The 20,693-nt window shown below is 46.6% G+C and carries 17 protein-coding genes; 9 read left to right on the top strand and 8 right to left on the bottom strand.

Translation table 11 applies throughout. The features are described 5' to 3' along the window. Positions 1-784 precede the first annotated feature (784 nt). The 6 genes from AC1VYS_RS06195 to AC1VYS_RS06170 form a co-directional block, all read right to left on the bottom strand. Entirely contained in the window at positions 785-2,200 is a 1,416-nt protein-coding gene (locus AC1VYS_RS06195) for a family 43 glycosylhydrolase (RefSeq protein ID WP_482914927.1), read from the bottom strand. A gap of 182 nt (positions 2,201-2,382) precedes the next feature. After that, the gene (locus AC1VYS_RS06190) at positions 2,383-3,225 is read right to left on the bottom strand and encodes a carbohydrate ABC transporter permease (RefSeq protein ID WP_482913476.1); all 843 of its coding nucleotides are present in this window, start codon (positions 3,223-3,225) and stop codon (positions 2,383-2,385) included. Positions 3,226-3,252: 27 nt separating this feature from the next. Further along, a complete protein-coding gene (locus AC1VYS_RS06185; RefSeq protein ID WP_482913475.1) occupies positions 3,253-4,143 on the bottom strand; it encodes a carbohydrate ABC transporter permease in 891 nt (296 codons plus the stop codon). 222 nt (positions 4,144-4,365) lie between these two features. Further along, complete coding sequence (locus tag AC1VYS_RS06180; protein ID WP_482913474.1) at positions 4,366-5,712, bottom strand: ABC transporter substrate-binding protein; 1,347 nt, start codon at positions 5,710-5,712, stop codon at positions 4,366-4,368. 134 nt (positions 5,713-5,846) lie between these two features. Next, positions 5,847-6,776, bottom strand: a complete 930-nt coding sequence (gene abnA, locus AC1VYS_RS06175) for an arabinan endo-1,5-alpha-L-arabinosidase AbnA (RefSeq protein ID WP_482914926.1) — start codon at positions 6,774-6,776, stop codon at positions 5,847-5,849. Positions 6,777-6,873: 97 nt separating this feature from the next. Further along, positions 6,874-7,041 (bottom strand): hypothetical protein, encoded by a 168-nt coding sequence (locus AC1VYS_RS06170; protein WP_482913473.1) that lies wholly within the window; start codon positions 7,039-7,041, stop codon positions 6,874-6,876. A gap of 351 nt (positions 7,042-7,392) precedes the next feature. On the opposite strand from AC1VYS_RS06170, the gene AC1VYS_RS06165 reads away from it, so the two are divergent. From AC1VYS_RS06165 to AC1VYS_RS06150, 4 genes are all read left to right on the top strand, one after another. Next, complete coding sequence (locus AC1VYS_RS06165) at positions 7,393-8,310, top strand: ArsR/SmtB family transcription factor (RefSeq protein ID WP_482913472.1); 918 nt, start codon at positions 7,393-7,395, stop codon at positions 8,308-8,310. Positions 8,311-8,552: 242 nt separating this feature from the next. Then, entirely contained in the window at positions 8,553-9,476 is a 924-nt protein-coding gene (locus AC1VYS_RS06160) for a helix-turn-helix transcriptional regulator (RefSeq protein WP_482913471.1), read from the top strand. Positions 9,477-9,897: 421 nt separating this feature from the next. Beyond that, the gene (locus tag AC1VYS_RS06155) at positions 9,898-10,410 is read left to right on the top strand and encodes a DinB family protein (RefSeq protein ID WP_482913470.1); all 513 of its coding nucleotides are present in this window, start codon (positions 9,898-9,900) and stop codon (positions 10,408-10,410) included. Positions 10,411-10,558: 148 nt separating this feature from the next. Then, entirely contained in the window at positions 10,559-11,137 is a 579-nt protein-coding gene (locus AC1VYS_RS06150; protein WP_482914925.1) for a YdeI/OmpD-associated family protein, read from the top strand. A gap of 1,135 nt (positions 11,138-12,272) precedes the next feature. Here the strand turns inward: AC1VYS_RS06150 and AC1VYS_RS06145 are convergent. Next, positions 12,273-13,196 (bottom strand): S-layer homology domain-containing protein, encoded by a 924-nt coding sequence (locus tag AC1VYS_RS06145; RefSeq protein ID WP_482913469.1) that lies wholly within the window; start codon positions 13,194-13,196, stop codon positions 12,273-12,275. A 637-nt stretch (positions 13,197-13,833) separates the two neighbouring features. On the opposite strand from AC1VYS_RS06145, the gene AC1VYS_RS06140 reads away from it, so the two are divergent. From AC1VYS_RS06140 to AC1VYS_RS06130, 3 genes are all read left to right on the top strand, one after another. Continuing rightward, a complete protein-coding gene (locus AC1VYS_RS06140) occupies positions 13,834-15,576 on the top strand; it encodes an ABC transporter ATP-binding protein (RefSeq protein ID WP_482913468.1) in 1,743 nt (580 codons plus the stop codon). Beyond that, positions 15,569-17,479 (top strand): ABC transporter ATP-binding protein, encoded by a 1,911-nt coding sequence (locus tag AC1VYS_RS06135; protein WP_482913467.1) that lies wholly within the window; start codon positions 15,569-15,571, stop codon positions 17,477-17,479. Before AC1VYS_RS06140 ends, AC1VYS_RS06135 begins: the two co-directional genes overlap by 8 nt. A gap of 323 nt (positions 17,480-17,802) precedes the next feature. After that, a complete protein-coding gene (locus AC1VYS_RS06130) occupies positions 17,803-18,309 on the top strand; it encodes a hypothetical protein (protein ID WP_482913466.1) in 507 nt (168 codons plus the stop codon). Positions 18,310-18,438: 129 nt separating this feature from the next. On the opposite strand, the gene AC1VYS_RS06125 is transcribed toward AC1VYS_RS06130, so the two are convergent. Further along, a complete protein-coding gene (locus AC1VYS_RS06125; RefSeq protein WP_482913465.1) occupies positions 18,439-18,876 on the bottom strand; it encodes an Lrp/AsnC family transcriptional regulator in 438 nt (145 codons plus the stop codon). Positions 18,877-19,007: 131 nt separating this feature from the next. Here AC1VYS_RS06125 and AC1VYS_RS06120 point away from each other — a divergent pair, with 131 nt between their 5' ends. Both AC1VYS_RS06120 and AC1VYS_RS06115 read left to right on the top strand, forming a co-directional pair. Then, complete coding sequence (locus tag AC1VYS_RS06120) at positions 19,008-19,760, top strand: MBL fold metallo-hydrolase (protein ID WP_482913464.1); 753 nt, start codon at positions 19,008-19,010, stop codon at positions 19,758-19,760. A gap of 306 nt (positions 19,761-20,066) precedes the next feature. Beyond that, on the top strand, positions 20,067-20,615 hold the full coding sequence (locus tag AC1VYS_RS06115) for a hypothetical protein (protein WP_482913463.1): 549 nt from the start codon (positions 20,067-20,069) through the stop codon (positions 20,613-20,615). The last annotated feature ends 78 nt before the right edge of the window (positions 20,616-20,693 follow it).

The raw sequence follows: 20,693 nt of genomic DNA, 5'->3' as shown, positions 1-20,693 counted from the left end.
TCATTCACCGCTCCCGGCGGTGGAAATCGGATGGCAAACTCGCACACGCGGCTCCTTCCTCCCTCTCACTGCTCGTGCCCCTCTGCACTGTCGCTCGCGATGTTTTCGCTCGCTGGCACACATCGGGCTTCGAGCCTTTAGGCTGGCTCGATAGCTTGTGGCGTTGACCGCTTTGCAAGGTCAATTGTGGCGTTGACCGCTTTGCAAGGTCAACTTTCCCCGTGACAGTGCTCAAGCACAGCAGTCGTTCGCGGGCGGCAGGGCCTTGGTGCTCTACTTGACCTCCGATTTCTTCCATTCACCGCTCCCGGTGGTGGAAATCGGATGGCAAACTCGCACACGCGGCTCCTTCCTCCCTCTCACTGCTGGTGCCCTCTGCACTGTCGCTCGCGACGTTTTCGCTCGCTGGCACACATCGGGCTTCGAGCCTTTAGGCTGGCTCGATAGCTTGTGGCGTTGACCGCTTTGCAGGGTCAACTTTCCCCGTGACAGTGCTCAAGCACAGCGGACGTTCACGGGTGGTAGGGCCTTGGTGCTCTCCTTGACCTCCGATTTCTTCCATTCACCGCTCCCGGCGGTGCGGTGGAAATCGGATGGCAAACTCGCACACGCGGCTCCTTCCTCCCTCTCACTGCTGGTGCCGTCTGCGCTGTCGCTCGCGATGTTTTCGCTCGCTGGCACACATCGGGCTTCGAGCCTTTAGGCTGGCTCGAAGCCCGAGATGGCGTTGACCGCTTTGCCGGGTCAACGCGCCCCTCGCTGACCACCCACCTAGGTCAGCGGTCTATTTCTCAGCTGCGCTGATTTGTTTGCCCCAGACCGCGATGCCGCGGTCGTTAAGGCCGGTGACTACCAGCGCAGGCTGGCTTCGCTCCCAATCCCAGGATGGGAGCAGCTTAAGCTCTTCCGTGGAAGCACCGCCCCATGGGCTTTCCTTCCACGTCAGCGTTAACGTTTGTTTGCCATCAAACGTCCAGGTGCCTGAACCGTTCTCGCTTTCGATTTTACCTTTGCTCGTCAGCGTATATGGCACTGCCTGCACCTGCCCGTTCACAGACGGATCAAGCGCCATGCCCTCCCATGTTCCGGCGATCATCGATTGGGGAATGTCTTGTGCGGTCTCTCCGGCATAACGCTCTGGCGACACGACAGGCCAGCCGTCCTTCGTCCATAGCATTTTGCGAACATGCAGATACGGCCAGTTTTTATCCGTCTCGCCCCGGGCATGATGCACGATGTAATAATCATCGCCATCCTTTAGCACGGAATTATGTCCTGGAGCAACCCAACCCTCGCCCTCGGTGAAGCGGTATCCGCCCAGAATTTTGGTGCCAATTTCATACTGTGGTAGATGTTCCGTATCCAACATCTTGTTGCCATTGATATCCGTATAAGGCCCCGTAATGGAGTCGGCACGAGCCACCCGCACGTTATAGTCTTCGAACAGAGAATCATAGGAAACGAATAAATAGTACTTTTGAAACTCGGGATTATACACAATATATGGCCCCTCTACCGCGCCCTCTTCGGTTGCACGATCCCTGGCTGCGATGCGGGTCCCGTATCCATCTTCCTTAAACTTGCCCGTGTCCGGGTCAAGCGGTGCAATGTAGATCCCGTCGAAAAATGAACCATATACCATCCACGGGTTGCCTAAGGCATCGAGCACCGGATTGGCATCAATGGCATTCAGTCCGTCTTTTTCCTGACCAGCTGTCTTCACAACCAGTCCCTCGTCCTTCCATGGCCCCTCGGGAGATTTGGAGGTCTGTAGCCCAATGGCCGACTGTGTGCTGCCAAAGCTCGAAGCCGAATAATACAGTCGGTACGTATCCCCCGCTTTAATAATATCCGGTGCCCACAGGTTCGTCGCTCCTGTCCAATCGAGTGCTTCCTTCGGAATACCCGGCAGAGCCTGCCCCACCCATTTCCAGTTGATCAAATCATCCGATTTTCGTACCATTACGCCTGGTTTCGGTTCCCCCGCTACTCGAACGTCTGTGGAATAGACATAGTAGCCCTGGTCCGTCTTGATGATCGCAGGATCATGAGCATTGTTCACCGTCCACTTGGATTCATCATCCAGAATCGAAAGATCATACATTTTGGTATCCTGCGGAGCTTCCGGAAAAACCGGAGGTTTCGCCGTATCCCCGCCATCTGCACAGCCCGTCACACCGATAACCATCAGTAACATCAATATCGCAACTCCCTTCCTTGCACGATGTCGCCCCTTTGGCGCTGTCCAATATTGATTAAATTCCCGCGCTTTTCGCCCTTTTCGCTCTTTCATTTCATTTAATTCTTCTTTTCGTCCTTTTTTCCTCTTCGTGTCATTCCACTCTTTTCGCTCTTCCCACGCTCTCCATACTCTCATTAACATCATCCTTTGACCCCTGATATCGCAACCGACTCGATAATCTGCTTCTGGAAGATCAGGAAAATGATCAGAACAGGTAGCAGAGCCACAATGGACGCCGCCATAATGAGCGGATAATCCGTTTGAATGGCATAGGTCGCGTTAAAATTAGCAATGACCAGTTGCAGCGTTTGCTTTTCAGGTGAATTCAGATAAATAATCGGTGCCAGATAATCATTCCAGATCCCCATGAACCAGAGAATCAGCTGTGCAGCCACGGCAGGTTTGATCAGCGGAAATGTAATACTGGAATATAATCGGAAGTAGGAGCTTCCGTCAATCTTCGCCGCCTCAATGATCGCATCCGGTACACTAAGCAGATACTGCCGCAAGAAAAAGATCATAATGACATTCCCGAACAGTCCAGGGACAATGAGCGGCAGCAAAGTGTCCACCCAGCCCAGCTTGGAAAACATCATAAATTGCGGGATCATGACCGTTGGATACGGAATCATCATCGAGGCCAGCAGGGCAAGAAACAGTTTGTTCTTATGTGGAAATCTTAACTTCGCAAAAGCAAATGCCGCAAGACTCGACGTAAATGTCCCAACTACCGTCACACTAAGAGCTACAATGAGACTGTTTTTAATCCCGCTGAGCAGTGGCCCCGCTTCCCAGATCTCTTTATACTTATCGAACCGAAATACTTCCGGAATCCAGACCGGCGGCAGTGCGAATACATCCTGCTTCTCCTTGAGCGAGGTGGATAACATCCAGAGCAAAGGCGCAATCATCGCAATCGCACCGATGGACAGAACGATAAATATAATAGAATTGGTTACTTTTCTTCTTTGACTATAAGACATCTTCCGTTCCACTCCTCTCCTCGCCCATTAATCTCCGTCGTAGGCTGATCTTTCATTAAGTTTGAATTGTACAAGCGTGATCACAAAGATAAAGATCCCCAGAATCATAGCCATCGCTGAAGCGTAACCCATCTGCAGGTTGCTAAAAGCCTTTTGCCAGATATAAAAGACGATCGAAGCCGAAGCATATTCCGGTCCGCCTGTCGGTGTCATAATGTTCATCTCGGTGAAGATTTGCGAACCCCCGATGATATTCGTCACCACGAGGAAAAAAGTTACCGGTTTCACCATTGGCCAGGTGATATTGCGAAAAATCTGAAATCCGTTCGCGCCATCGAGCTCTGCGGCCTCGTAATAGGTACGGGATACACTTTGCAGTGCCGCAAGATATAACAGCATGGTATAACCCAGACCTTTCCAGACAGTCATGATGATCAGCGCCGGTTTTACTGTATCTTTGTTCGCCAGCCAGTTGGGACCTTTAATACCAAACAGATCAAGGAACTGGTTCACCAGACCATAATCTCCGTTGTAGGCCCAGTTCCACATGATGGAGACCGCCGCCAAGGAAGAAATGACCGGTATGTAATAGATCACACGAAATGTGGTTGTACCCGGAATTTTACGATTCAGTCCCATTGCCAATAATAGTGCAAGCAACAGACCAATCGGGATACCAAGCATCAGGTAAAACGTATTAAACATGGCCTTGTAAAAAAGATCATCGGTCAACAAATCCTTAAAATTGGCTAGTCCGATAAAGTTCATCTGCCCCAGTCCGTCCCAATCGGTGAACGAACCATAGAGAGAATAGAGGAACGGGAACAATACAAAGATCAGCAGCCCCAGAATGGGAGGCAAAATAAACAAGTATCCATACATCTTCTCTTTGCGATACAAACTGGATTTCGTATTCACGTGTTCACCCCTGTTTCTAAGATCAGCATGTGGCATACATCGATTGGCCTTTTTGAATCATGGCTTCTGCTCTGTTCCGGTCAATACATGCCACATGCCCGTATGGAATCTGGCGATAAGTTCACTCCGTTACATCATGTAAAAAATCGTTCAATTTGTATCTTCTAACAAGCAAGATGCCAGCAGCATCGGTTCAGGCTGCTGGCATCCCCTTTTTCCTATCTATTTGTTCTGCGATTTTTTCTCCTGCTCCACCGCTTTATCCAGCAGTTTCTGCATCTTCGGTTGTTGTTGCTTCACATAGTCAGCGGCAGTCATCTTGCCATCGAGTACCGGCTGAATGTCGGTGAAGAACATGTCGTACCACTCCGCGTTGTAAGTATAATTACCTGGCAACGCTCGTCCGTAGTCTTTTACGATATCGATGAATTCCTGTTTATTTTCCGGTTTGGTCGAGGTGTCTTTCGCCCACTCATCGGCCATATCAAGCAAGTTCGGAATTTGCACCTTCGCGTCTACCAGTTGTTTCATGCCTTCTTTAGAAGCCGTAAGGTAGTTAACCAGTGCAGCAGCTTCTTCCGGATGTTTGGTTTTGGATGATACGCCGATTCCGAGGGAACCGATCCATGTTGCCGATTTACCTGTTGATCCCGCCGGGAAAGGCAACAGATCATATTCAAACGGAAGCTTTTCAAATGTACTCATGTCCCACGGACCTACAGGGAAGAAAGCCATCTCACCTTTCATCCAGCGCTGATACGTATCCAGTGTTTGTGCCTCTTCAATGGAAGGTGTGATCTTGTATTTGGTCTGCATATCTGCAAAGAACTGTAGCGCTTCCGCAAATTTCGGATCATCAATTGTGACTTTGGTTTTGCTCTCGTCGAGCCAGTCAGCCCCGTTGCTCCATACAAAAGATTGCAGCGCCCACTGTACGTTAAAACCTGTGCCGAATACGTCCGGTTTGCCATCTCCATTGGTATCTTTCGTTGCTTGCTGATTCACTTTGATGAACTCTTCCCACGTATATGGCTTGTCTTTGTCAGGGAAAGGAATGCCTTCTTTTTCAAAAAGGGTCTTGTTATACCCCAGTGCAAACGGCCCGACATCTTTAGGCATACCGTAAAGATCTCCTTGTCCTGCCATCTTGCCATCGTAACGATATAAGTCAACGCCATACTTCCAAATATTATCCAAATTGATATCTTTGTTTTTCTCAATATACGGTGTCAGATTCATGAGCACATTGCTGTTCACATAGGCCTTCATATCACCCGGTGTGAAATAAAAAACGTCCGGCATGCTGTTGCCTGTAATCGCCGCGCGAAGTTTTGTCGCGTATTGATCCGCTGCGGTAACGATGATTTTCACTTTGACGCCTGGATGTTCTTCTTCGAACTTTTTCACGACAGCCTGATACGCCTTCTGCTCATCCGTGCCGCCGCGGAACATAAACGTCAGTTCTTTATCGCCGCTCGAACTTCCGCTTCCCCCTCCGCAACCTGCAAGCACCAGTGCACTGACCAACATTAACAGCATAAACGTGACCCAACTCTTTCTCTTGACCATATGAACCCCTCCTGATCTGGACTTGTAAACGTATTCAATAGCATGAATCAACATTTCTGTTGTTAAATTTATCAAATCCAGATCCATTTAGTCAACACTTTATTAAAACATTTTATATTTATATAAAATAAAAATTAGTATTTCGGCCAACCATTCGTGTCCCATAACAAATCGCTAATGAGCAGTTTTGGATTGCCATTATCCGTTGCATCATAGGCATGGCGTACGATTAGATTGCCGTTAACCACGTCCTGCCCACCTGGGCCCTTCCATCTCACATTGCCTGTATCCAAAATTGTGCCGCCACCGTTCATCATATTTACTCCGTTTTTGTCAACGTAGGGACCTGTAATGCTGGTGGATCGACCGTAAACCATTTTGTAGGTGCTGTTCACACCTTTACAGCAGGAATCGATAGAGGCAAACAAATAATAATATCCGTTGCGGTACGTGATACTTGGTGCTTCAATCGCACCCCCGCTATTCGGACGGGCTGCAATTGAGGAGATGTTACCCGTTGGTTTCATCGTGTTTTTGTCCAGTTTTACAATCTTTAGACCACTCCAGAACGAACCAAAGGCCAGCCAAGGATTACCCGAAGCATCAATAACCAGTTCCGGATCGATCGCGTTGTAGTTATTCGATGTCGTTGATTGTAATACAAGACCCTCATCCTTCCATTGTCCTGCGCCAACGCTGTTTGCAGACGCCAAACCGATAGCAGATCTATTCGAACCAAAGGTCGAAATGGAATAATACAGCCATACTTTGCCGTTATAACGCTGTACGTCTGGTGCCCACACATCCAGGTCTTTCTGCGCAGGAACAGCCGAGTTCCACCAGGACGGTTCACGTAAGAAAATCTGCGGCACACGATACCATGACGTTCCGTTATCGGATTTCAGTACCTGAATACCAGGACCCGTGGAGAAGGTGTACCAGGAATTGCCCTCTTTGATTAGGGTAGGATCATGAACGGCGATATCCCCCGATAGATTCCAAAATGCGGCTAAAGCCCTCGACTGTCCTGCAAGCACCAGCATCAGAACCAACAATGTAGGCAAAGCCCAGCGCCTTGTGGATGAAATCTTCGAGTTTCTCAAACCATTCAAACGACCTGAATCTCTTAAATCCCCTGTGTCCGATGCCACCTTCACCAACTTAGAGTCCTTCCATATCTGCCACCTGGAACTCCTCCAAGTCTTCCACTCCAGCTTCTTCAACTTTCTCCACTCTAAACTCCTCAACTTCTTCCATTCTAAACTCTTCAATTTCCTCCATTCTAAACTCTTCAACTTCTTCCACTCTAAGCTGCTTAACTTCTTCCATGAACTGAACTTTTCCATACCGGAACGCCGCCTCTCCTGATTAAATGGTTGCTTTGGTTCATGAAGTATTAAATCAATTTAAGTATAATAGGATTATAAAAGCGGTTACATCACAATTCAATGGTATATTTCAAATATACATGAATTAATTCAATGTTTTATTTCAAGAGATTCGAACTAAAAATATAAGCATATTTTTAATTTTTTTAATGTATATAAAGGGGATACCTCCCTTTTCTCAGCTCTTTCTTTCCAGCATGTAATGATTTATAATTATCTGAAATAAAACAGTCTAATGTGCAAAAGTCTGCCTACATAGGCTTTGTTCAGAACGGGGAAAGGACATCCACCTATGATTTATATTAAAGATTTGATGTCAGGTGTGAATATTTTCAAAGCACTCAGTTCCGAAATTCGCATCCAGATTATTGAGTTACTGGCCAGAAACCAAAGTCTTAATCTGAATGACCTCGCGACCAAGCTCGGACTTAGTAATGGCGCCATCACAATGCATATTAAAAAGCTGGAGGAGAGCGGATTAATCGAGATTAATACCGCTGTTGGCAAACACGGCATCCAAAAGATTTGTTACCTTAACGAGGAAAAATTAATGGTTGATTTGCGCTCACAGGAGATCCACAACCGGTACGAGGTAGAAATTCAGGTTGGGCATTACAGTGATTATCAGGCAGCACCCACATGCGGGATTGCTACGAAAGACAGCATTATCGGGGAGTTTGATGACCCTCGCTATTTTGCCGACCCGCTTCGGATCGATGCCGAGATGATCTGGCTGGCCGAAGGATATCTGGAATACCGGATTCCCAACTATCTGAAGCCCAACCAAACGTTTAACGAAATTCAACTGTCTATGGAACTAGGGTCGGAAGCACCCGGATTCTGTGACAACTATCCGTCGGATATTTACTTTTATATCAATGGCAAAAAGATCGGCCTCTGGACGAGTCCCGGGGATTTCGGCGATACCCGCGGCACGTTTAATCCGGACTGGTGGCCTCCGCACTTAAATCAATACGGCATGCTAAAGCTGATTCGCATTACGAAGGAAGGCAGTTACATCGACGGATGCAAGATTTCGGACGTTACACTAGACGATATCGAGCTCGATTACAAAAGTGATATTCATTTCCGCATCGCGGTCACCGACGGCCCTGTTAATAAACGCGGATTGACCATTTTCGGCAAAAATTTTGGAAACTACGGTCAAGGCCTGCTCGCGAGAGTGCTTTATAATGTGCAAGAAGACTAGATAGGATCTGGCTGGAGAGTTTGCTTGAAGACGCTCCTTATTTTAGAAGAGTGCGAATCTGCACTCTTTTTTTATGCTTCTGGTGTGATCTTAGCGACCTCAAATTAGACACATGAGTATCAATGGAGAGATATACGCAGTGCATTTCTGCTAATGTGATTAGATAAGCTGCATGCTAGTCCTTGACTTTGCTGTGATATACTTATGGCTGTTTAGGAAAAGTGATGACGGGTGGGGTTCTTTTGAAACTGGAACGGTTAGTCTCGATCATATACAAGTTACTCAATCACGAGGTATTATCTGCCTCTACCCTTGCCGAGGAATATCAGGTATCCCCCAGAACGATCTATCGGGATATTGATGTGATCTGTGCAGCGGGGTTTCCTGTCGTTTCCCATCAAGGAATGAATGGCGGATATGGTATCATGGACGGTTATAAAATGGATAAAAGTCTGCTTGGCTCCTATGATGTGGATGCATTGATTACAGTGCTGACCAGCCTCTCGTCCGTGTTTAACGATGTGCGTGCACAGGGTACAATCGAACGTTTGCAGACAATTGGAGACCAACATGAGAGACCAAACTTAACTGTAGACCTGAATACGTATCGAACTGAGCCTGAGTCGCTTTCGCATCTTCGTGCAGGAATCATGCAATATCATGTCGTTCAGTTTGATTACATTAGTTCCAAAAATGAGCGCACGACCCGAGAAATTGAACCTGTGCGATTGCAGTTTAAATACCGTAGCTGGTATGTGTATGGATATTGCCGAAGCCGGAAGGATTATCGGGAATTCAGACTTTCCCGGATGTTAAACGTGCATCTGACCAACCGTCATTTTGAACCGCATGTTCTCCCCTCGGAAGAGCCGGCCCTCACTCCCCCTGTTACACAGGAGATCATGACAGATGTGGTATTTCGCGTATATCCGGATGCACTCGCGGAGGCGCTCGATCATTTTCAGCAGGCAGATAAACAATTTCATGAGGACGGGAGTATGACGATGCGCGTTCAGGTTCTTAAGCCTCTCCAAGCCACGTGGTTATGGTCGTTCTTGCTGAGTTTGGGAAGTGGCGCAGAGGTTTTGGAACCAGCCGCACTGAGAGACGTTCTAGAGACGCAGTTACGAAATGCTTTAAAACGTTACGACAAACACAATCGTTGAGGTCATACTAGCATTTATAGTGGAGGTACATGTTCGGGTAATGTGTCATTCGGCAAAATGGCCGGATAACTGGTCAAACTACGAGGAGATCGGATCGAGCATGTAAGTTACTGTATAACTCGTAAATGTAATGTTTTTGAGGTCTGGTGGGGCATTGTGATGTGGATGTCTTGTGATGTCTTACGATGTCTTACGATGTCTTACGATGTCTTACGATGTCTTACGATGTCTTACGAGTTCTTATGACGTCTTGTGCAGTCTGTTCACAGTCTTGTTGCAGACTTGTGTAATGGAAGTCTTATAAAGTGAAAAAAGAAGTATGACACGCTGTTGTCATACTTCTTTTTTTATACTCATTACAGCAACAAGGGAGGTACTATGACCATCCCATCATTCGCCAAAATAAAGGAGACGATATTTCATGAACCATCCGGAACAAATGTATCATTATCATGTTTGGGCTTCACAGATCATCATGCAACGTATTCAAGAGTTGCCAGCCGCTGTGCTGCATCAGGAAGTGAACAGTTCCTTCCCTACCCTTGCCCATGCGCTCAGTCATATGTATGCTGTGGATCAGATGTGGTACCTGGTGTTAACCGGAACCAGCATGCCTGAAGCTTTACAATTCTGCATGCCGCGTAACGGGGAGACCTTTGCCACAATAGAAACATATTTCGAGCGTTATGCTGAACTATCCACTCAATACCTGGATTGGTTCAGTCAGCAGACGGATTTGGAGCAGACGCTTCTGCTCAACAATCCCTTTGCAGGCGTGCGTCAAACCAGTTTCGCAGAAATGCTCCTACATCTGGTGAATCACGGAACCTATCACCGAGGCAATATCTCCACCATGTTACGTCAGCTCGGCCATGCTTCTGTCGTGAATGACTATTCTAGATTCTGGTACGAAAACTCCAATACTGCGGAGTAATTATCTCATGCTTAAAGTCCGTTGTGGCTGATAATAGTTTTGGATATGATGCAGTATGAAGGTCTTAAATAACTGTAATATGAAGGTCTTAAATATACTGTAATATGAAGGTGTTAAATACCATGCAACATGAAAGGTCTTGGATATGATGTCATCTGCTCCACTTGAAAAAACACTCCCCTTTACTTCCAGAGAAGAGTTAAGACAATGGTTACAGGAGCATGGGACTATACAGTCCTGTTGCTGGGTTCCTGTGAGTTTGAAGCCGCGCCCGGGTACCCTTTTATATCTGGATGCTGTTGAAGAAGCGTTGTGTTTTGGCTGGATTGATGGAGTCAAAAAGAAAACTTCCGATGACCTGTTGTTACAACGCTTATCTCCTCGTAGTCGCAAGAGCTCATGGACGGAGCTCAATAAGGAGCGCGTGCGCCGATTAGAAAGGCTAGGTCTTATGCAGGATGCGGGTAGAAAAGTTCTACCCGACATGAACCCTGAAGCTTTTGTTGTCGATGCCGAGATTGAGCGGAGGTTAACTGAGGACCGACAAGTGTTGGAACATTTCGCCGCCTTTCCTCTCCTCTATCAACGGGTGCGCATCGACACGATTCAGAGCGTTAAGAAGCAGCCCGCGTTATTTCAAAGCCGGCTCGATAAGTTCATCCAACATACAAAGGCAAATCAACTATATGGTCAGTGGCATGATGACGGAAGATTGCTGCTGGATTAAACTGTGTGTATGACCTGTTAGATAATTGGTGGGATCCATCGTGCATTACTAGACTCAGCCCCACTGGCATATCATGCTTAGCGTCAATGGTATACAAAACGGATCTTCCGCCAGGGAAGATCCTGTTTCTCAGTTTCTCTGTTCTCTTGTTTTACTTATTTCGCTTATTTCGCTTGTTTCTCTGTTCTCTGCTCTTTGTTTCTGATGTATTCGTTTTACTTTTGTTTTATCCGTTTCGCTTCTGATGCATTTATTTTTACTAGTGTATGCCCGCCTCAGAAATATTTTTTACTTCTGCCCTACTTTTTCTGCTTTTATGAAACTGCATACTTCACAATATTAGCGTCCTACTTATTTTAGATCTGTGATGCTCTGTTTTCATCCTTAGCAATCATGCTTCTATTCATTCACCGCACTATCCTACTTCGGCTAACGATCACAGGAGACGCTATTTAGCCATTTTTTGCCCATCTGAAATTCTAACGATCACCAGAAAGCTTATTCTCTGATTTTTAGCTATTTTTCAGGTGAAATTAGCCTAATGTGCTGAAATAGCGTCTCTCAGGATCGTTAGAATTTAAAACACCCTATTTTCACCAAAATAAGCTCTGTGGTGATCGTTAGCGCTTTAGGCGTCTTCAACTCTACTCTCCACGCACACAAAAAAGGCCAGCCAATAACTACTGGCTAGCCTGATTAAACCAAACAACCTGCCCAAAATTTCCTCATAATTTGATACTAACAAGGTCCCTTGACTGGTATCTGACTTGAACCATCTCATAGAGAATACGATCAGTTAACCGTTTTTTTAGGTTTTAGGTTTCGGGTTTTGGTTTTGGTTTTGGTTTTGGTTTTGGTTTTGGTTTTGGTTTTGGTTTTGGTTTTGGTTTTGGTTTTGGTTTTGGTTTTGGTTTGAGTTTTAGGTTTTGGTTTTAGATTTTAGATTTTGGTTTAGGTTTTAGATTTTGATTCTCTTGGTTTTCTGAGTTTCTGTATTTTCTTGGTTCCTGTGTTCTCGTGGTTTCTGGTTTTCCTCAAGCTGGTTTAATCATCCCTAGCAACCTACTGGTGAGGCGACCAAATTTATTTCACTTATTTATTTCACTTATTTATTTCATTTATTTACTACACTGATTTACTTACCAGAAGGCTGTGCTTCTGCGGTGTAGCCTGTTGGAATCTCGGCTTCGGCCGTCACTTTCGTAATGACCATTGGATACATCATGTCCGGGTCAGGTTGCACGATTGAATATTTTACAATAGCTTGTTTATCCTTCTCCAGTTTTACTTCATCGATCTTTAATCCATACCCCGGATGCGGCATCTCGGCCGTCAAGGTTACTTTACTTGTTTTGTCATCCACTTTGCTAATGGTTACCTCAGGTACGATGGCTTGCTGTCCTTCACCAGGATTCGTTGGAGCTGGTTCAGTTGAACCGCTATCACTGTGCTGATCCACAAACTCAAGCGCATTGAAAATCATACTTGCTGCCTCCATACGAGTAAGCGGCTGATCTGGACGGAAGTTTCCGTCTTTGTCCAGTTCAATGATGTTCATATTCAGCAGGTTCTGGACAGCAGATATAGCGTCCTTACTTAATTTATTTTCGTCCTTAACCTCATTATACTTCATAATCACTGGATAATTACCAGTTGTGTTAATGCCCTCATGCAATAAAATAATAAATTGTTCTCTTGTCATTTTGCCTTGCGGATTCACTTCTACCGGAACGGACAGGCCATTCTGAGTGGCTGCCTGCACAGCATCCGCATACCAGGTATTCGGACTGATTTTATTCTGAGCGGAAGCTTCCGCATATGCATTTTTCAATCCAAACGCTTTGACAATCAACTGAACTCCCTGCGGTTCGGACAAAGCAACATCTGGTCGGAACAAGTCTGCCGTTACTCCATTCACAATCCCCTTCGATTTCAATGAATCAACAACGGTCTTCTGACCTTCATCCTTAATGTCGGAAAATGCAAATACCGAAGCACCTCCTGCTGTCAGAGAAACGCAAAGTGCAAGTGTTGCAGCCAATCCTTTTTTATGCTTCATTTCTAGGCACCTCCATTATGATAGTAAAACCTGTTTTTCATCTTTTCATCCCTACAGACGGGACACCCTTGTAAAATGTTTCAGTTCTTTTCGCATTTGGTGAATACAACTTCATAACCGTGCATATGCATTGCCATGTATCGGCAATGTATTTTATGTTATTATTCTCGTCTAAAAACCCCCATGTAGACTGTATACATCGTGCATTTCACCTTTAGATGTTTATTCAAATTTTGGAATGTTACCTTAACATATTTGCTTTCAATTTTTGCCTGTAGATTTGTTGAAAGTGTCTCATCACATTTTCTATAGATCTCATAACAATTGCTTCATTAATCTTCGTCCTACCTTTTGAGGAGCCGGGATCTTATGATTCTGAAGGCATGAATACGGTTAGACTTTAATGGTTTGCGTCCTATACATCAAGGATGAGCAGGTTCATTGACAACAGACCATATTAGCGCGAAAATATAAATAGATTAATTCTTCGGTTACGGATAAATACCAATCAAGTTCGCATAAAGTAAGAGGGCATGACACGCTAATATAAGGTGTCTGCCCTTTTCTTGACTTATTTTGCCCAATGATGATCCTATGCGTTTCAAAGCTCTAACCTAACAAAGGAGAACCCACATCTATGTCCAAAAAAGGTTTGCTGCGCGGTTATGTGTTGTCCAACTGGTCCATCTATCTCCTGGCCGTTCTTCTAATCATTGCGTCTAATGTCGGTCAGGCCTCCTTGCCCCGTATTCTGGGCAGCTTCACGGATCAATTAATGCAAAATACACTCCAGATGCAAACGGTTATTCGTTACAGCTTATCCCTTCTCGCCATTGCGATTGCATACAACCTGTTATTTGGTACCGGCCAGTTCATGATTATGAAGCTGGGCCGGCGATTTGAATTTATAACGCGCGAGCGGATATTCCGCAAGTTTTCCGAGCTGAGCGAGCACTACTTTTCCAAGCAGGGTAACGGCAAACTGCTTAGTTATTTCATGAACGATGTCACTTCCGTCCGTGAAGCCATATCCAACGGGGTTACGATGATGACCAATGCCGTTTTTTTGTTACTGTCCTGCGTGATCATGATGCTGCTTAGTGGAATTCCGCTGACATTAATCCTGATCAGCATTGTACCTCTGCTGGCCATTCCATTCCTGGTTGTGTTTTTCGGTCCTCGGATTCGAAAGCGCTCCCGTGATGTTCAAGAGGCGCTCGCTACCATGACGGAATCAGCGGAGGAGCAGCTTGGCGGTATTCGCGTAATCAAAACATTTGCCACTGAGGATAACTCCCGTTCACGTTTTGGCACAACTGTTGATGATATCAAAAATAAACAACTGCGGTTAGTTCGTCTCTCTTCCCTTTTTCAGGCCACACTTCCTTTGCTCGGTGCAACGTCTCTTGTGATTTCACTGCTGGTTGGCGGCATTCTCACGATACAAAATTCCATTACACTGGGCAGTTTTGTCGCCCTGACCTTGTATCTGCGAATTATCATGGGGCCGCTTCAGCAGATTGGTAACGTCATCAATACGATGCAACGCTCGGGAGCTTCGCTCGAAAGAGTGAATGATCTTCTAGGCGAAGAACCTGACGTACAGGAAGTCCCTGAAGCGGAAACATTGCAAAACATGCAGGAAATTAAGATCAAAAATTTGACGTTCCGTTATCCAGGCAGTTCATCCCCTGCGCTAAAAAATATCCAGCTCCAGATTCACGCCGGGCGCACGGTTGGTATTGTCGGCAAAACGGGTTCAGGCAAAAGCACACTGGTCAAGCTGCTGCTGCGTACATATGAACCTCCGGAAGGCAGTATTTTCATCAACGGCACAGACATTCGGGAACTGTCACTGGACAGCCTCAGGTCTCAAATCGCTTATGTGCCTCAGGACGGCTTTTTATTCAGCACCACGATTCGGGACAACATTGCATTCAGCAACCGTGAAGCACCGATAGATGATGTAGAAGACAGCGCCAAACAAGCGATGATCTATGAAAATATTGTGCGTTTCCCTGATCGTTTCGATACCCTGCTTGGGGAACGCGGACTTACGCTGTCTGGTGGACAGCGGCAGCGCACCAGTCTGGCACGCGGGCTGATCAAGCAGGCCCAATTGCTGATTCTGGATGACAGTATGAGTGCCGTAGATGCCGTTACTGAAACAGGAATTCTTCGCAGTTTGCGCAAGATCGGCAAAGACAAAACTACGTTGATCATCTCTCACCGCATCAGTGCCGTCCGACATGCGGATGACATTCTTGTACTGGATGAAGGACAGATTGTTGAACAGGGAACACATGCGGAGTTGATGGCTGCCAAAGGGCTGTATGCGGCTACCTATCGCTTGCAGGAGGAGGGGTTACATCATGTCTGATGCGGATGCGAATCCTAAACACAATAACCATAATTCTAAAAACCATGATTCTAACCGTACCGATCACTCGGACAATAGCAGTAATTCCGACAATACAGACGTAACATCGGAGTCCTCCACCAAAGAGCATCACAGTAAACGTGCTTCTTTTCAAGAAATGATGGGGTATGCCAAACCGCATCGCTGGGCCTTTGCCGGTATATTCTTATGCTCCCTGCTAGGCATATCGGCCGATTTGCTACAGCCCTACCTGGTGAAGATTGCCATTGATGACCATCTGGCCGTGGGTCAAACCAGCATCGGTTTCCTCATACAGCTTGCAGCCGTTTTTCTGGGGCTGGCGGTGATCAGTTTTATTTTTACCTATATTCAAAATAATCTGTTGCAACATGTCGGACAGAGCATCGTCGCTCGCATTCGCAAGGATTTGTTCAGACATATTTCCAAAATGTCCATGTCCTTCTTCGACCGCTTCCATATCGGCAGTCTGGTGACCAATGTGTCCAGCGATACAGAAACGATCAGCAGTTTCTTCACCCAGGTGCTGCTTAGTCTGATCCGGGATGGCATGATGCTCGTGCTCATTATCTTTTTCATGTTTCAGCTGGATCCCATGCTCGCCAGTTATTCGCTCATCGTTCTCCCGGTCATCGCTGTAGTAGCTGCCCTATTTCGCCGCAGACTGCGGAGTGCCTATCAGAATGCACGCACACGGCTTTCCCGTCTAATCGCGTTTACTGCGGAAAACCTCTCCGGCATGTTCCTGATTCAGGCATTCCATCAGGAGGAAGAGCAAAAAAAACGGTTCAAGGAACAGAACGCAAAGCATCTGGAGGCGAACATTACACAGGCCCGTTCCAATGTGATTTTCAACCGGACGTTTGACATCCTCGGTAACGCGGCGCTGGTCATGATGGTGTGGCTGGGTGGTCGCGCCGTGCTCGGCGAGTCTTTGCAAGTCGGGGTGCTGTATGCGTTTATCAGCTATATTCGTCAGTTTTTTCAACCGATCAACCAGATTACAATGCAATGGAACACCTTTCAGTCCACCACCGTTTCGATGGATCGGATCTGGAACATTTTAAACACAAAGCCTGAAGTACATGATCCGTCCCCTAATCAAGCTTCTCCGCTGGAACCGCAGCATGTGATGGGTCAGATTGATTTTAATGATGTCTCCTTCGGTTACAAGGCAGATCGCCCTATTATTCAACATATGAATCTGCACCTGTATCCCGGGGAGATGGTCGGTATTGTGGGCACAACCGGAGCGGGCAAAAGCACGCTGATCTCCCTGCTCAATCGGTTCTATGACGTTAATCAGGGCAGCATCCAAATTGATGGCACCGACATTCGCCACATTCCACAAGCTGTACTTCACCGGATCGTAGGTCTGATTCAACAGGAACCTTTCCTGTTCTCAGGTACCATTATTGATAACGTGAGAATGTTCAGGGAGGATATTACGCGTGAGCAAGCGATGGATGCTTGCCGATTTGTAGGCGCAGATGCAATGATTCAGCGTTTGCCGCAAGGATATGATACTCGTCTGTCCGAGCGCGGAAGCGGGTTGTCTGCCGGGGAACGACAGTTGATCTCTTTTGCACGAATCGTTGTATTCCAGCCGCGGATTCTTATTCTTGATGAAGCCACCGCCAATCTGGACTCACACACGGAGCAGCTTGTGCAACATGCACTGGAGTCCGTATCTCAAGGCAGAACAACGATTGTGATTGCACATCGCCTGTCTACAGTCATGCATGCTGACCGGATTCTGGTCATGGAACATGGCACCATTGTCGAGGAAGGATCACATCAGGAGCTGGTTGCGAGCCAGGGAGTTTATGCCGATTTGTACCAACATGCTCGCGAAGCAGGGCAGCAATCGAGTAAGTTAGGGTGAATGTCTTCCGCGTTAACTTGGATCGCGACACTTATAGCAGCAGAACATGTGAAATTGGTGTTTTTCGAGATATGATGCGTTTGCTTTAATCACACTGACGTTCCTCTGTTGTTTAATGATGTTCCCATGCATTTTATGAGGTCAAATCGATGGTTTGTTCAAAGTGTAATGAGTTGTTCAAAACTCCCGCATCTAAATGCTGCCCGAAGTCGTAAACTATACTACAGGTGCACACGTCACACAGGCCGTCTGCTGATGCAGACGGCACTTTCCATATGGATTCGCATTAATCGCATTATTCGCATTGAAAGGAGGATAACATGATGGTGTCTGTAACTTCCGAAGTACATCAGCAGGGAGAGATTCGCTATAGCCGCTTCACAGCCATCTGGAAAGCAAGCCTTTGTTTCCTGTTCCTCGCCTTATGTGTACTGCTCTTATGGGTCATCGTTTTCGGGCAGACCGAGAGTGTGGAAAAAATCTACTACCCTATGGCTGCCATTCTCGGCATGTGGATGGTTGGGCCGTTTTTCTTTATGTTTTGGACCCGATCCATTCAGCGCATGGCAATCCTTGTCTCCTGGGATAAACAATCTCTCTACGCGGGTCAGCGCAATATTCCCTGGAACCAGATTCGCAAGATTGAACTTGCTACTCCTGCACAAAGCAAATGGCAATTGTCCGCCTCACCCATGTATGCCTTGTATTTGAAGGACGGGACACGAGTTCATATTCACACCGATCATCTGTTTGGAAAAAAAGAGCTTCATTCCTCTTTGACTATTCTCCAAAAGTCGTTAAAGGAGCATCAAGGACCTGACCCGGATTGACCTTGTGTCATGATATCGGGTCGGGATGTTGAGTAAGGCTTGAATACTCAGGCTTGCAGTAAGCGCATACCTTAAGTTACATAAAGAGTACACCTGAAATTAATATTTTTTTGAATCATCTATGTGTGCCTACTGGTATCGTGATTTCTCTATACCGATAGAGAGGCTTGTTCTGTAATTGCCCAGAGGAAGCAGAGCTTCAAGCAACTCACCCAGTTGCTCCGTTGTGCCTGTCTGCACCTGCATTAGGTAACAACCCTCTCCGCTTACCCGGTGGACTTCAACAATGTCCTCACGTCCTGCCACAAATGCACGAAAGGCGGCATGTTTATCGCCAGAGTTCAGAAATACTGTGACAAATGCCTTCAAGCCAAGGCCAAGGCGGTTCGGGTTCCATTTTACCGTATACCCTTCGATAACTCCCAGATCCTGCAGCTTGCGAATTCTTGCCCCAACCGCTTGTCCTGTAAGATGCACTTCCTCTCCAATCTCCTTGTTTGAACGTTTGGCATCCCGGATCAGAATCCGTAAAATGCGTACATCTGTGGCGTCTATCATTTCGTTCATGAGAGTTCTGCATCCCTTTCACCTTGAAAATAGTTGAGCCGATATGCATTCAGCATGTTATGTACGTCGTCAAGCGGGTTGTATAACATATAGGATAATACTAAGAGAGAACTCAAAGGAGTGCAAATAAAATGAAAATTCAATTGATTCGACATGCCACCCTGTGGCTGCAATACGGTGGTCTAAAGATTCTGGTTGATCCCATGTTAATGGATGCCGAGAGCATGCCCGCTTTTTCAAACACACCCAATGAATTGCGTAATCCTAGAGTCGATCTTCCCGAAACTGAAACGGATTTTCTGAATCCTGATCTGTTGATTGTGACGCACATCCACCCTGACCATTGGGATGAAGCAGCCGCGAGCCAACTGCGTAAGGATATTCCATTGCTGTGCCAGCCGGGGGACGAGCCTATCTTTACAAAAGCTGGATTTACGGATGTAACCCCTGTCGATGCGAAGCATGAGCATTATTCAGTGCGATTCTCCCGTACATCAGGTCAGCACGGTACAGGTGAAATCGGCAAACGAATGGGCAATGTGTCCGGATTTGTACTTGAAGCAGACGAAGAACCTGTCACCTATATTGCCGGAGATACGATTTGGTGTGAAGAGCCCGCGGCGGCCATCGAACATTACCATCCAGAGGTCATTGTCGTCAATGCTGGCGGTGCTCGTTTCATACAGGGTGATCCCATCACCATGGACGGGCCGGACGTTGCCGCTGTGAAACGTGCTGCCCCTTCAGCTCACATGATCGCTGTTCACATGGATGCTATCAATCACTGCATGACCACACGCGCTGACCTCGCCGCCTACCTGGCAAAAGAGCAGTTGGAAGGCGAAGTGCTCATTCCACTGGATGGGGAAAGCTTCGAGTTTTGAATCGCAGCTGTAAGCGAAGGGGCACAGGTGCCGTCTGTAAGGTGGTTAGATAGACCTGACCCTCTGCAATCATCATTCGTATGATGTCACTTGCTCGCTGGTTTTTCTAACGATCACAGCAGACCCTATTTGGGCTGTTTTCGCCACTTTGAGATTCTAACGATCACAGCGGACCCTATTTAAGCGAAATGCCCACTTTCCCCTGAAATTCCACCCCTTTTTAACGAAATAACGTCTCTCACGATCGTTAGAATTAAAATGTGGCATTAAATGCCTAAATAAGGTTTCCTGAGATCGTTAGCGCAGTTGGACAGCGAAAAGGAACTCTACTGGGGAACTCTACTGGGGAACTCTACTGGGGAACTCTACTGGGGAACTCTACTGGGGAACTCTACTGGGGAACTCTACTGGGGAACTCTACTGGGGAACTCTACTGGGGAACTCTACTGGGGAACTTTACTGGGGAACTTTACTGGGGAACTTTACTGGGGAACTTTACTGGGGAACTTTACTGGGGAACTTTACTGGGGAACTTTACTGGGGAACTTTACTGGGGAACTTTACTGGGGAACTTTACTGGGGAACTTTACTGGGGAACTCTACTGGGGAACTTTACTGGGGAACTTTACTGGGGAACTTTACTGGGGAACTTTACTGGGGAACTTTACTGGGGAACTTTACTGGGGAACTTTACTGGGGAACTTTACTGGGGAACTTTACTGGGGAACTTTACTGGGGAACTTTACTGGGGAACAAATAACGGTATGCGAATATTCGCATACCGTTATTTGTTGTACGTTGGCCTTACCTACCAACTTAACAAGACTCACCGCAACTCAGTTTGAGAGTACTTAAATTCTTGTTTTGCTCCAACCTTATCTCACCAAGATTTTACGCTTTCGAAAAAACGCTACAGTGACTTGCATGGCCCCT

The organism is Paenibacillus sp. G34, from assembly GCF_056856875.1.
Note: the sequence above shows the minus strand (reverse complement) of the source record. Positions and strands in the feature narration are given on the sequence as shown.